13 protein-coding genes are annotated in these 12,650 nt (G+C 70.0%); 1 reads left to right on the forward strand and 12 read right to left on the reverse strand.

Annotated features, from left to right (window positions below):
• Window positions 1–61: 61 nt before the first annotated feature.
• The 11 genes from JNB61_RS08520 to infC all read right to left on the reverse strand — a co-directional run bounded on the left by JNB61_RS08520 (window position 62) and on the right by infC (window position 10,474).
• Window positions 62–1,054 carry an NAD-dependent epimerase/dehydratase family protein gene (locus tag JNB61_RS08520; RefSeq protein ID WP_220339352.1) on the reverse strand — a complete coding sequence of 331 codons (993 nt, stop codon included), beginning with the start codon at window positions 1,052–1,054 and terminating at the stop codon, window positions 62–64.
• Window positions 1,055–1,089: 35 nt separating this feature from the next.
• Entirely contained in the window at window positions 1,090–3,627 is a 2,538-nt protein-coding gene (gene pheT, locus JNB61_RS08525) for a phenylalanine--tRNA ligase subunit beta (protein ID WP_220339353.1), read from the reverse strand.
• Complete coding sequence (gene pheS / locus JNB61_RS08530) at window positions 3,627–4,676, reverse strand: phenylalanine--tRNA ligase subunit alpha (RefSeq protein WP_220339354.1); 1,050 nt, start codon at window positions 4,674–4,676, stop codon at window positions 3,627–3,629. The genes pheT and pheS overlap by 1 nt, the downstream gene beginning before the upstream one ends.
• Window positions 4,677–4,727: 51 nt before the next feature.
• Entirely contained in the window at window positions 4,728–5,654 is a 927-nt protein-coding gene (locus tag JNB61_RS08535) for an amino acid ABC transporter permease (RefSeq protein WP_220288007.1), read from the reverse strand.
• The gene (locus tag JNB61_RS08540; protein WP_220288008.1) at window positions 5,651–6,298 is read right to left on the reverse strand and encodes an amino acid ABC transporter permease; all 648 of its coding nucleotides are present in this window, start codon (window positions 6,296–6,298) and stop codon (window positions 5,651–5,653) included. The genes JNB61_RS08535 and JNB61_RS08540 overlap by 4 nt, the downstream gene beginning before the upstream one ends.
• A 68-nt stretch (window positions 6,299–6,366) precedes the next feature.
• Window positions 6,367–7,284, reverse strand: a complete 918-nt coding sequence (locus tag JNB61_RS08545; RefSeq protein ID WP_220288009.1) for a glutamate ABC transporter substrate-binding protein — start codon at window positions 7,282–7,284, stop codon at window positions 6,367–6,369.
• A 61-nt stretch (window positions 7,285–7,345) separates the two neighbouring features.
• The gene (locus JNB61_RS08550) at window positions 7,346–8,134 is read right to left on the reverse strand and encodes an amino acid ABC transporter ATP-binding protein (RefSeq protein WP_374226633.1); all 789 of its coding nucleotides are present in this window, start codon (window positions 8,132–8,134) and stop codon (window positions 7,346–7,348) included.
• Window positions 8,135–8,223: 89 nt separating this feature from the next.
• On the reverse strand, window positions 8,224–9,024 hold the full coding sequence (locus tag JNB61_RS08555; RefSeq protein ID WP_220288010.1) for a TrmH family RNA methyltransferase: 801 nt from the start codon (window positions 9,022–9,024) through the stop codon (window positions 8,224–8,226).
• Between the two features lie 126 nt (window positions 9,025–9,150).
• Window positions 9,151–9,534, reverse strand: coding sequence for a 50S ribosomal protein L20 (gene rplT / locus JNB61_RS08560; protein ID WP_159844933.1), 384 nt, complete (start codon window positions 9,532–9,534; stop codon window positions 9,151–9,153).
• 32 nt (window positions 9,535–9,566) lie between these two features.
• Window positions 9,567–9,761: a 50S ribosomal protein L35 gene (gene rpmI / locus JNB61_RS08565; protein ID WP_159844935.1), complete on the reverse strand. Its 195-nt coding sequence runs from the start codon at window positions 9,759–9,761 to the stop codon at window positions 9,567–9,569.
• Between the two features lie 71 nt (window positions 9,762–9,832).
• On the reverse strand, window positions 9,833–10,474 hold the full coding sequence (gene infC / locus JNB61_RS08570; RefSeq protein ID WP_308289076.1) for a translation initiation factor IF-3: 642 nt from the start codon (window positions 10,472–10,474) through the stop codon (window positions 9,833–9,835).
• A 368-nt stretch (window positions 10,475–10,842) separates the two neighbouring features.
• Here infC and JNB61_RS08575 point away from each other — a divergent pair, with 368 nt between their 5' ends.
• Window positions 10,843–11,211: a DUF1844 domain-containing protein gene (locus JNB61_RS08575; protein WP_116196754.1), complete on the forward strand. Its 369-nt coding sequence runs from the start codon at window positions 10,843–10,845 to the stop codon at window positions 11,209–11,211.
• Here JNB61_RS08575 and JNB61_RS08580 read toward each other — a convergent pair.
• The gene (locus tag JNB61_RS08580; RefSeq protein WP_220339355.1) at window positions 11,204–12,628 is read right to left on the reverse strand and encodes a pyridoxal phosphate-dependent decarboxylase family protein; all 1,425 of its coding nucleotides are present in this window, start codon (window positions 12,626–12,628) and stop codon (window positions 11,204–11,206) included. The genes JNB61_RS08575 and JNB61_RS08580 overlap by 8 nt on opposite strands.
• Window positions 12,629–12,650 lie beyond the last annotated feature (22 nt).

Raw genomic sequence — 12,650 nt, forward strand, 5'->3', positions numbered from 1 at the left:
AGGCATGCGCCGACGATAGCGGCCGGGCCGCGGCATCCGCAAATCGATGCCTCGCCAGGCGTCACACCGCGCGGGGGCGGCCGAGCAAGGACAGGAGCGCGAGCTCGTCGGCACGCGTGAGCCCTGCGCGCCGCCCGCGCTCGAGGCCGCGCTCCCGCTCATCGGCGAGCGTACGGTCCAGGGTCTCGCGGAGCGGGCGCAGGCGGCCGCCGAGCAGTCGGTAGGTGGAGTTCGAACGGGTCCAGAATCCCCGCATGTCGGCGGGCAGCCACAGCGGGAGCGATCGCGGCCCCATCCAGTAGGCGACCTCGTGCCGCTGCAGCCAGTCGTCGTTTGCGGCGACGAGGAATCCCGTGTGCCGCGCGAGCTCGCGCGCCTCGGCGAAGAGCCGGTCGAGGGTGAGCGGATCGCCGACCGCGTTCACGACGCCGGTCCATCGCTCACGGCCGACCGACTGCACGAACTCGGCGAGGTCGTCGACGTCGATCACCTGCGCACCCCGCTCGGCGGTATCGGGCACCAGCACGTCGTCGGCACCCGCAAGGGCGAACCGGCCCACCCAGTACCCGAACCGGTCGGTCGGGTCACCGGGCCCGACGATGAGTCCCGGACGCACGATCGCCGCGCGGAACCCGAGAGCCGAGCGGACGGATGCCTCGGCCCGCACCTTCGCGCGGCCGTAGTCCTCGTCCTCATCGGGGCCGGCGGGCGTCAGCAGGTCGGCGGTCTCGTCGGCGCCCGGCACGTCGTCGGCGGCGTACACGGACGCGCTCGAGATGTAGGTCCAGTGGCGCGTGCGCTCCCCCAGCGCCGCCACAGCCGCCCCGACGTGGTCGGGGTTCGACGACACATCGACGATCGCGTCCCAGTCACGGCGCCGGACTTCGTCGTACGCGTCCGGGTCGTCGCGATCGGCGACGACGAGCGTGGTGCCGTACGGTGCGTCGCGTCCGCCTCGGGCGAGGCACGTGACGGCGGCGCCGGCATCCGCCCATCGCTCGGCGATGCGCCCGCTCAGCCAGCCCGTCCCGCCCAGCACCAGTACGTCGGTCATGGCTCCACCCAACCAGACGCGCCGGGATACGGATGCTACTCGCGCAGCGTCGCTCCGAAACGCTCGGTCGCGACGGCCACGCCCGCGAGCTTCGCCTCCGTGGCCTCGGCGGCGGTGAGCGTGCGATCGGGGGCGCGGAAGCGCAGCGCGAACGTGAGGCTCTTCTCGCCGTCGGGCACACCTTGTCCGCGATAGTCGTCGACCAGGCGCACGGACTCGAGCAGCTCCCCCGCGCCCGCGACGAGCGCGGCGCGCACCTCGGCCGCCGGGACGTCGACACCGAGCACCAGCGAGACGTCCTGCGTCGCGGCCGGGAAGCCCGACAGCGACGCCGCGACGACCTTCTCACCTGCGAGCGAGAGCACGAGGTCGAGATCGAGCTCGGCGACGATCACCCGACCCGGAAGATCGGATGCCTGTGCCACCGCCGGAAGCAGCTCGCCGACGTACCCGACCTCCGTGCCGGCCACCGTCAGCACGCCGGTGCGGCCCGGGTGCAGCGCGGCGCGCCGGCCCTGTGCGACGTCGATCGTGACGCCCGCTGCCGCGGCGATCGTGCGGACCGCGTCCAGCGCATCGGCGAGCTCGGCCGTCACCGGCGCGACACCCGGCTGCTTCGCCACGAGGCTGCCCGTGAGCAGCACGGCGACGTGGCGGGGCTGGGGCGGGATCGAGGCATCGAGCTCGGCGAGGGTCGCAGCATCCGGTCGCACCGCCAGTGGCGGCACGAACGGCGTGCCGTACTGCACACCCGGCTTCGGAAGGAACACGACGCCCGTCTCGAAGAGCGAGAGGTCGGTGAGGCCACGCGCCACGTTGCGATGTGCGACCTGCAGGAGACCGGGCACGAGCGAGCGACGAAGGAACGGCGCCTGCCCGTCGAGGGGGTTCGCCAGCTTCACGCTCGGCAGGTGCTCCCCCGACGGCGAGCCGTGGAGGTCGTTCTGCTCCTCGGTGGTGAACCCGAACGAAGGGGTCTCGACGAACCCGGCGGCGGCGAGCGCGTTCGCCACGCGACGCCGGCCCTGCTGCGCGGCGGTGAGGCCGCGGCCCGACGGCGGCGTGGGCAGTACCGAGGGAATGCGGTCGTAACCCTCGATGCGGGCGACCTCCTCAGCCAGCGTCCACTTGTCGGTGAGGTCGGGACGCCACGATGGCGGGATCACCTGCCAGCCGGCCGCGTCGTCCTCGGCCTCCACGACCTCGCAGCCGATGAGCCGCAGCGCGGCCTCGATCTGGCTCGGCGTGTAGTCGACGCCGATGAGGTGCTGCACGAACGTCGGCGGCAGGTCGATGCCGGGGATGAACACCTCGGCGAACAGCGCCGCGCCGTATTCGTCGTCGCTGGTGCCGCCGGCGTACTCGACCATGAGGTCGGCGACGCGACGCGCGGCGACGAAAGGCACGAGCGGGTCGACGCCGCGCTCGAAACGACGGGATGCCTCGCTCGGCAGCTTGTGCCGGCGGGCCGTGCGCGCGATCGACACCGTGTCGAACGTGGCCGCTTCGATGAGCACGTTGCGGGTCGTGTCACCCATCTCCGTGGCGCCGCCTCCCATGACGCCCGCCAGGCCGATCGGCCCCGACTCGTCGGTGATGAGGAGGTCCTCGACGTCCAGCGTGCGGACCTTGCCGTCGAGCGTCTCGAGCTTTTCGCCGTGGGTCGCACGGCGCACCGTGATGCCGCCCTGCAGCTTGTCGAGGTCGTAGCCGTGGATCGGCTGGCCGAGCTCGAGCATCACGTAGTTGGTGATGTCGATGAGGATGCCGAGGGAGCGGATGCCCGCGAGCGACAGGCGCGCGATCATCCACGCGGGGGTCGGCTTGGTGGGGTCGACGTCGCGCACGACGCGCGCCACGAACTCGGTGACGCCCGCGCGGCCGCGGATCGGAGCGAGGTCGTCGGCTCTGACCGGGAAGCCCGAGCCCGGGGCCAGCTCTTCCCACGCGCGGTCGGCCGGGTCGCGGAACGCCGCGCCGGTCGAGTGGGAGTACTCGCGGGCGACGCCGCGGATCGACAGGGCGTAGCCGCGGTCGGGGGTCACGTTGATCTCGACGGCGACATCGTCGAGGCCGAGGAGGGAGATGGCGTCGGTGCCGACGGGCGCGTCGATGCCGAGCTCGACGAGACGCAGGATGCCGTTGTGCTCGTCGCCGAGACCCAGCTCGCGGGCGGATGCGATCATGCCGTCCGACACGTGGCCGTAGGTCTTGCGCGCGGCGATCGGGAACGGGCCGGGGAGCACCGCGCCGGGCAGCGTCACCACGACCTTGTCGCCGACGAAGAAGTTGCGCGCACCGCACACGACGCCGTGCACCGCGTCGCCGCCGTCCGCGGCGGTCTCGCCGTCGGGTGCGACGCGCACCTGGACCCATCGGATCGTCTTGCCGTTGGACTGCGGCTCCTCGACGAAATCGAGCACCTCGCCCACCACGATCGGGCCCTGCAGCTCGAAGCGGTGCACGTCCTCCTCTTCGAACCCGACGCGCACGAGCGCGGCGAGGACGTCCTCCGGCGAGGCGTCCGCCGGGACGTCGACGTACTCACGAAGCCATGAGAGCGGGACGCGCATCAGACCACCATTCCGAACTGCTCGCTGAAGCGGACATCACCCTCGGCCATGTCGCGCATGTCCTGAACGTCGCTGCGGAACATCAGCGTCCGCTCGATGCCCATGCCGAAGGCGAAGCCCGAGTACTCCTCCGGGTCGATCCCCGCAGCCCGCAGCACGTTCGGGTTGATCATGCCGCAGCCGCCCCACTCGATCCATCGGGCGCCGCCCTTGAAGGTCGGATGCCACAGGTCGAGCTCGGCCGACGGCTCCGTGAAGGGGAAGAAGTTCGCGCGGAAGCGCGTCTTGGCCTCTGCGCCGAACAGCACCTTCGCGGCGTGGTCGAGCGTGCCCTTGAGGTGTGCCATCGTGATGCCCTTGTCGACGACGATGCCCTCGAACTGCGTGAAGACAGGCAGGTGCGTCGCATCGAACTCGTCGGTGCGGTACACACGGCCCGGGCAGAGCACGTACAGCGGCAGGTCCCGCTCGAGCATCGAGCGCACCTGGACCGGGCTGGTGTGGGTGCGCATCACGAGGTGGCGCTCCACCGGGTCGACGAAGAACGTGTCCTGCATCTGACGTGCGGGGTGATCGACGTCGAAGTTCAGGGCGTCGAAGTTGAACCACTCGTGCTCGAGCTCGGGGCCCTCCGCGATCTCCCAGCCCATCCCGACGAAGATGTCGGCGATCTGCTCCTGCAGGAGGGAGATCGGATGCCGCGCCCCCACGCGCGCGCGGGCCGCGAGGGCCGTGATGTCCACGCGCTCCGCGTCGAGCTTCGCGGCCGTCTCGGCCGCGGCGAGCTCCTCCTCGCGGGCGGCGAACGCCTGGTTCACCCGACCGCGGGCCTGGCCCACGAGCTTGCCGAACTCGGCCTTCTTGTCGTTCGGCACGTCGCGCAGCCGCGCGTTGAGCTTCGCCAGCGGCGAACCCTCGGCGGCGTGCGCGGAGCGGGCGGCCTTCAGCGCTGCGGTGTCGCCGGCGGCCGCGATGGCCTCGAGGGCGGCGTCGACGGCGGCGTTCACCGCCTCAGGCGTGATCTCGGTGGTTTCGGGAGCGTCGGACACGAGAGACGAGTCTACCGACGGGCAGTGACCTGCTCCGCCCGATGCGCGGCCTCAGGCGGTGCTGCCCGCATCGAACTTGCCGATGCCCTTCTGGGCCGCGATCAGCTCCGTGTCGGTCGTCGGCGCATTCGCCGGGCCGGGACCCATGCCCGCGCCGGCCACACCACCGGTCTTGGGCGAGCGACGCAGCCGCTTCTCGACCGTGTACGCCACGTACGACAGGGCGAGGCAGAGGATGACGTAGATCGCGCCGGCGACGAGCGCTGCCGGGATCAGCGGTGAGCCGAGCACCGCGTTGGATCCGAGCAGGCGGGCGAAGTACAGCAGCTCGGGGTAGGTGATGATGAACCCGAGCGCGGTGTCCTTGAGGGTGACGACCAGCTGGGCGATGATCACGGGCATCATCGCGCGGATGGCCTGCGGCAGAAGGACGAGCCGCATCACGCCGGCCTTGCGAAGGCCGATCGCGTAGCCCGCCTCCCTCTGTCCTCTCGGCAGCGACTCCACGCCGGCCCGGACGACCTCAGCGAGCACGGAGCCGTTGTACGCGATGAGTGCGATGACGACCGCCCAGTAGGAGGACATCTTGATGCCGATCACCGGCAGGCCGTAGTACAGCAGGATCATGAAGATCAGCACGGGGATGGCACGGAACACCTCGGTGATGCCGGCGATGGGCATCCGGATCCAGGCGTGATCCGACAGGCGGCCGATGGCGAGGACGAAGCCCAGGATGAGGGCGCCGACGGAAGCCACGGCGAATGCCGCCAGTGTGCGCAGGGTCGCGAGCCCGAACTGCTCCCAGATGCGCGTGAAGGTGAAGGCGTACCACTTCTCAGGGCTGAACTGCCCGGTCACCCAGAAGCGCCACAGCACCCAGCCGAGCACGGCGAGCACGACCAGCACCGTGATCACGCCGAGGATGCGGTTGCGGATGATGGCCCGCGGACCGGGGACGTCATACAGGACCGAGCTCATCGCGCAACCCTCCATCGGTTCTCGAGTACTCGCTGGAGCCAGGCGAGCAGCAGCACCATCACGACGAAGAACACCATGACCCACACGATCGTGAGGAGTTGGTTCTCGCCGTTCTCGCTCATCTCGGCGCGGATGTTGCCGAGGTTGACGACCGAGAAGCCCGCAGCGACCGTCGTGTTCTTCAGCAGGGCGATGAACACGCTCATCATCGGCGGGATGACCGAGCGCGCCGCCTGGGGAAGCACGATGAGCGACATGACCTGGCCGAAGGTCAGGCCGATCGCGCGCGCCGCCTCTGCCTGCCCGACAGGAACGGTGTTGATACCGGAGCGGATGGTCTCCGCGACATACGTGGCCGTGTAGATGCCGAGGGCCCACACCGCCAGCACGAGGAAGTTCGCCCGACCGGGCAGCAGGAGCGGCACGCAGAACGCGAAGAAGAACATCACGAGCGTGAGGGGTGTGTTGCGGATCCAGTTCACATAGACCGTCCCGACCGCCCGGGCCACCGGGATCGGGGACACGCGCATCGCTCCCACGATGACGCCAAGGATCAGTGCGATCACTGCGCCGCCGAAGAACAGCACGAGCGTGCCCACGAGCGCGTCGCGCCACAGGTCGGGATAGTCCGTGATGATGTTCACCCGCGCGTCCTCCTCCTCGGATGCGGTGGCGGCATCCGGGTCGCCCCCGATGCCGCCACCGTGGGTTGTCAGTCGACGGGATCGACGTCCGGCTGTTCGCCTTCGACGCCGGCGGCGCCGAGGTTGTTCTCGAAGATCGCCTCCCACGTGTCGCCGCCATCGGTGAACATCTCGTTGACGAACTCGACGAACGCCGTGTCGCCCTTCTGGATGCCGACGCCGTAGCGCTCCTCGCTGAACGGCTCGCCGACCACCTTGAGGGCGTCGGGGTCCTGCGCGGCGTAGCCGATGAGAATCGCCTCATCGGTGGTCACCGCATCCACCTGGCCGCTCTTGAGCTGCTCGACGCACTGCGAGTACGTGTCGAACTCGGTGGTGGTGGCTTCCGGGTACTCGTCCTTGATCCGCTGGATCGAGGTCGAGCCGGTCGCCGAGCAGACGTTCTTGCCGGCGAGGTCTTCGGGGCCTTCGATCTCGTCATTGTCGGCGGCGACGAGCAGACCCTGGCCGGTGATGAAGTAGGGACCCGCGAAGGAGATCTGCTCCTTGCGCTTGTCGGTGATCGAGTACGTGCCGACGTAGTAGTCGATGTCGCCGTTGACGATGGCCTGCTCGCGGTTGGCCGAGGGGATGGCCGTGAACTCGATCTGGTCCTCGTCGTAGCCGAGCGACGCAGCGATCCAGCGCGCGATGTCGACGTCGAAGCCGGTGCGCTCACCGGTGGTGGGGTCGAGGTAGCCGAGCCCGGGCTGGTCCTCCTTCACACCGACCTTCACCGAGCCGCGCTCGGAGATGGCGTCGAACGTGGGGCTGCCCTCGATGCTGACGTCGGTGGCCACCTCCCAGGGCGTGCTCGAGGTCTCCTCGTCGCCGGCGTCGCCTTCATCAGTCGACGTGGCGCCGGGCGTGCCGCTGTTGCACGCCGTCAGCGCGAGCGCCGCGATCGCGATACCCGCGAGCGCGCCGCCCATCCTGAGCTTTCGCATGTGATCCTCCAGGTCCGTTCCGTGTGTTTCTTCGGTCGCCGCGCCGGTGCAGGCGCGGACGTCAGTGGGTGAGGAGCTTCGACAGGAAGTCCTTCGCGCGGTCGGAGCGCGGGTTCGTGAAGAACTCCTCGGGGGTCGCCTCCTCGACGATCTGACCGTCGGCCATGAAGACCACGCGGTCGGCGGCCTTTCGGGCGAACCCCATCTCGTGGGTGACGACGATCATGGTCATGCCGTCCTGCGCGAGGCCGACCATGACGTCGAGCACCTCGTTGATCATCTCGGGGTCGAGGGCACTCGTCGGCTCGTCGAAGAGCATGACCTTCGGCTCCATCGCCAGCGCGCGGGCGATCGCGACGCGCTGCTGCTGTCCGCCCGAGAGCTGGGCGGGCAGCTTTCCGGCCTGATGGCCGACCCCGACGCGATCCAGCAGGCGCCGGGCCAGCGCCTCGGCCTCGGACTTCTTCATGCCCTTGACCTTGATGGGCCCCAGCGTCACGTTGTCGAGGATCGTGAGGTGCGCGAAGAGGTTGAACGACTGGAACACCATGCCGACATCGGCTCGCAGCGCGGCCAGCGCCTTGCCCTCTTTGGGCAGCTCCTTGCCGTCGATCGTGATGGTTCCGCTCGTGATCGTCTCGAGCCGGTTGATGGTGCGGCAGAGCGTCGACTTGCCCGAACCGGACGGGCCGATGACGACGACCACCTCGCCGCGGTTCACGGTGAGATCGATGTCTTGCAGCGCCTGGAAGTCGCCGTAGTGCTTCTGGACGTTGGTGATCTGGACCAGCGGGTCACCGCGGCGAACCGAGATGTTGCTGGTTCGCGGCGCACTGTCGTCGGACGTCATAGCCTCACCATAGAGGTGCGCTCCGACGGGGTGCCAGAGGTAGCCCGCGTCTTTACCGTGTTGTAACAGCGCCGGAACCGGGCCTCCGCTCACCCCGCCGCGCGCTGCGCGAACGCCGTCTCGTACAGGCAGACGCTCGCTGCGGTGGCGAGGTTCAGCGACTCGGCTGCGCCGTAGATCGGGAGCCGCAGCGACAGGTCGGCCAAGGCCAGCGCCTCCCCTTCGAGCCCGCGCGCCTCGTTGCCGAAGAGCCACGCCGTGGGCTCGGCGAGGACGCCGCGCGATGCCAGGAAGTCCCCTCCCCCGACGTCCGCGGCGATGACCCGGACCCCGGCGGCGTGAGCCTTCTCCACGGCCGCCGCGAGATCGACTCCGACCGCGACGGGCACGTGGAAGAGCGACCCGGTGGTCGCACGCACGACCTTCGGGTTGTACGGGTCGACGGTGCGGCCCGTGAGCACGACGGCGTCCGCACCGGCGGCGTCGGCGGCGCGGATGATCGTGCCGAGGTTGCCCGGGTCGCGCACCTCCTCACAGATCGCGACGAGGCGCGGCGAGGCGGCGAACACCTCGCGCAGCGATGTGGGCGACTGGCGGGCGACTGCGACGATGCCCTGCGGCGTCACGGTGTCGGCCATCGCGTCGAGGACCGCCTCGGTGGTGTACACGACCTCGAGGCCGGCATCCCTCGCGGCGTCGCGCACATCGGCATGCTTGTCGAGCGCGGTCGGAGTGGCGAAGATCTCCACCAGGGTTTCGGGCCGGTACGCCAGCGCTTCGCGCGCCGCCTGCGGACCCTCCAGCAGGAACAGTCCGGTCTCCTGACGCGCGCTGCGCTTCGTCAGCTTCGCGACGGCGCGGACACGCGGAGAGCGAGGGTTCTCGAGCACGGCATCAGTCTAGGGTCGCGGCATCCGTCCCCCCGTCACGCGCTCCGCGACCCGCTCGGGCACTGACGGCGAAAGGGACGCCCTCCGTGAGGAGGACGCCCCTGTCGAGACGACGGATGCCGCGTGTCAGGCGCTCTTCGGAGCGTTGACGTTCTCGGGCAGCGCGTTCTTGGCGGTCTGGACGAGCGACGCGAACGTCTTGGGCTCGTTCACCGCGAGCTCGGCCAGCATGCGACGGTCGACCTGCACACCCGCGAGGCCGAGGCCCTGGATGAAGCGGTTGTACGTGATGCCGTTCTGACGGGCGGCGGCGTTGATGCGCTGGATCCAGAGGCGACGGAAATCGCCCTTGCGCTTGCGACGGTCGCGGTACGCGTAGACGAGCGAGTGGGTGACCTGCTCCTTCGCCTTGCGGTACAGGCGCGAACGCTGGCCACGGTAACCCGAGGCGCGCTCGAGGATGACGCGACGCTTCTTGTGGGCGTTGACGGCCCGCTTGACTCTAGCCATTTCTTGATGTTCCTAACTTGCGTCGGCGCGCGTCAGCGGCCGAGGAGCTTCTTCGCGACCTTGGCGTCGCCCGGGGCGAGGACCTGCTCCTGCGACAGGCGACGGGTGCGGCGCGTGGGCTTGCCCTCGAAGTTGTGGCGAAGGTTCGCCTGCTGCTTCATGAGCTTCCCGCTGCCGGTGACCTTGAAGCGCTTCTTGGCGCCCGAGTGGGTCTTCTGCTTCGGCATCTCTTCTTCCTTCGTTTCACTTCCCGCCCAGGCGGGAGTCGGTATCCCGCGGTGCGGGAGTCTGTGGGGCCTTACTCGGCCGGGGCTGCCTCGGCGGCGGGGGCCGGGGCGTCGGCCTCGGGGGCCTCGGCCGCTGCGGCCGCAGCACCGGCCTGCGTCGCGCCGCCGCTGCGGGCGGAGCGGGCAGCTTCCTTGTTCGCGGCGCGCTGAGCGTTCTGCTCGGTCTTCACCTCGGACTTGTTCTTGTGCGGTGCGACCACCATCACCATGTTGCGGCCGTCGATCGTGGGATTCGATTCGACAGTGCCGAACTCGGCGACGTCTTCCGCGAACTTGCGGAGCAGGCGCACACCCTGCTCGGGACGCGACTGCTCGCGACCGCGGAACAGGATCATCGCCTTGACCTTGTCGCCGGACTGGAGGAAGCCCTCGGCGCGCTTGAGCTTGGTGATGTAGTCGTGGGCCTCGATCTTCAGGCGGAACCGGACCTCCTTGAGGACGGTGTTCGCCTGATTGCGACGCGCTTCCTTGGCCTTCTGCGCAGCCTCGTACTTGAACTTGCCGTAGTCCATGATCTTGACCACGGGCGGCTTCGAGTTCGGGGCCACCTCGACGAGATCGAGGTCGGCCTCCTGGGCCAGGCGCAGCGCCACCTCGATGCGGACGACGCCGACCTGCTCTCCGTTCGGGCCGACGAGGCGGACCTCGGGCACGCGGATGCGGTCGTTGGTGCGGGGATCGCTGATGCGGAACTCCTTGGGTATATGGGCTGGACCACCGCGACACGCTCTCGTATCGCGGGCGGAGGAAGATCCACTCCACCCGTCAGACGCTTCAAGCGCCGACTTCCTGCACCCTCTCCGGTGATGGAGTTCCCGCCCGGTCGCCCCGGCGGCTACCCCGGCCGCGGAACGGTCGGGGCGGAGTGCATGACCCGGTAGCCTGGAACGGCAAGCGCGGGTGGGATGTGATCCACTTTCCGATCCGGTGCAGAACGCACCGGAGACCGCAGCAGTCTATCAGAGAGAACGGCGTGGACACGATTCGAGACCAGGACGGCGATCAGGCGAGCACGACGGCGGTGGATGCTGAGCGTCAGGCCCGCTGGGAGGAACAGGAGCGAGCGGCCGCCTCCGCATCGCGCGACATCGCCGACGTGCCCGCCGTCGAGGTCATCACCACGGCCGCCGTGCACCTCATGAGCGCCGCCGCGGTCAAGGTGGGACTGGCGGACGACCCCGCGACGCAGACCGACCTCGACGAGGCACGCAAGCTCATCAACGCGCTGGCCGGGCTCATCACCGCCGGCGCCCCCGAGATCAGCGATATGCATGCCCGCTCGCTTCGCGACGGACTGCGCTCGGTGCAGCTCGCGTTCCGCGAGGCCTCGGTCATCCCCGACCCGATCGGCAAGGGGCCCGGCGAGAAGTGGACCGGCCCGGTCACCTGACCTGCTCGTCGCGGGGCCTGGCGGACTGCCCGCCGACTCCGAGCGCAGCGGCTCCGCGCGCCACGGCGTCGATCGTGCGGCGGACGGCCTCGCCGTCGGTGCCGCGGTTGCTCACCGCGAAGCGCACGACCGTGCGGCCGCGCCAGGTGGACGATGACGCCCAGACCGTCCCCTCCGCCCGGAGCCACTCCCCCAGCGCTGCCGTCGACGCGTCGTCCCCCGCCGCGAGGCAGACCTGCGTGAACACGACGTCGTTGAGCACCTCGAGTCCCGGAATCGCCCGGAGCCCGTCGGCGAGGGCGGTGGCGGCATCCGTCAGCCCGTCGATCAGACGGACGACGCCCTGACGGCCGAGCGAACGCAGCGCCGCCCACACCGTCACGCCGCGCGCCCGGCGAGAGAGCTCGGGCGTGCGGTCGTAGGGATCGGAGACGCTCTGGACGCTCGGCAGGTAAGCGGCGTGAGCCCCGAGCGCCGCGTTCATCGCGGCTTCGTCACGGACGATCGCGACGCCGCAGTCGTAGGGAACGTTCAGCGTCTTGTGGGCGTCGGTCGCCCACGAATCCGCATCGGCCAGCCCACCGACCAGCTGCCGCAGCCGCGGGCTGGCGGCGGCCCATAGGCCGAACGCCCCGTCCACGTGCACCCACGCGCCTGCTTGGTGCGCGATCTCGACGGCCGCCGCGAAGTCGTCGAACGCACCGGAATGCACGTCGCCTGCCTGCAGGGCGACGATCGCGGGACCCTCGCCGTCGCCGAGGGCGCGCTCGAGGCCCCGGACATCGATCCGGCCCTGATCGTCAGCCCCGACCGTCTGCGGCGCGCCGAGACCCGCGAGTCGGCCGGCGAGGACCATCGAGGTGTGCACGGCGTCGCCGGCGAGGAACCGCACCGAGGGCGCGCGTTGAATCCCCTCGACCGGATCCGCGCCGGCGCCGCGAAGCACGGCGTCGCGCGCCGAGACCAGACAGCCGAAGTTGGCCATGGTGGCACCGGTCACGAACCCGACGCCGCTGCGGGCAGGCAGACCGAGCAGCTCGAGGAGCCAGGCCGCCGCGACCTCCTCCACCGCCGCGGTCGCGGGCGTCGGTTGGCGGGAACCGGTGTTCTGATCCCACGCGGTGACGAGCCAGTCGGCCGCGAGCGCGGCGGGGTACGTTCCGCCGATGACGAAGCCGTAGAAGCGAGGCGATCCCATCGCCATGAGGCCCGGAGTGGATGCCTCGGCCAGCTCTTCGATCACTGCGACGGGGTCGATCCCGTCCTCCGGCAGCTCCTGCGGAAGGCGTGCGTGGACGCCGTCGACGTCGAGATCCGGGCGGATCGGCCGCTGGTCGACGGAATCGAGCCACGCCATCGCGTGCCGATGCGCGACGTGGAGAACTGCGCCGTATTCGCCGTGCGGGCCGTGGGTCATGGGATCTACCTCCGCTGGCCGA

Source organism: Microbacterium ureisolvens, assembly GCF_019511645.1.
Lineage (GTDB): Bacteria > Actinomycetota > Actinomycetes > Actinomycetales > Microbacteriaceae > Microbacterium > Microbacterium ureisolvens_A.

Excerpts from the sequence above, each read along its gene's own strand:
- JNB61_RS08520 (WP_220339352.1), bottom strand. The coding sequence starts at position 1,054 with ATGACCGACGTACTGGTGCTGGGCGGGACGGGCTGGCTGAGCGGGCGC.
- pheT (WP_220339353.1), bottom strand. The coding sequence starts at position 3,627 with ATGCGCGTCCCGCTCTCATGGCTTCGTGAGTACGTCGACGTCCCGGCG.
- JNB61_RS08535 (WP_220288007.1), bottom strand. The coding sequence starts at position 5,654 with ATGAGCTCGGTCCTGTATGACGTCCCCGGTCCGCGGGCCATCATCCGC.
- JNB61_RS08545 (WP_220288009.1), bottom strand. The coding sequence starts at position 7,284 with ATGCGAAAGCTCAGGATGGGCGGCGCGCTCGCGGGTATCGCGATCGCG.
- JNB61_RS08550 (WP_374226633.1), bottom strand. The coding sequence starts at position 8,134 with ATGACGTCCGACGACAGTGCGCCGCGAACCAGCAACATCTCGGTTCGC.
- rplT (WP_159844933.1), bottom strand. The coding sequence starts at position 9,534 with ATGGCTAGAGTCAAGCGGGCCGTCAACGCCCACAAGAAGCGTCGCGTC.
- rpmI (WP_159844935.1), bottom strand. The coding sequence starts at position 9,761 with ATGCCGAAGCAGAAGACCCACTCGGGCGCCAAGAAGCGCTTCAAGGTC.
- JNB61_RS08580 (WP_220339355.1), bottom strand. The coding sequence starts at position 12,628 with ATGACCCACGGCCCGCACGGCGAATACGGCGCAGTTCTCCACGTCGCG.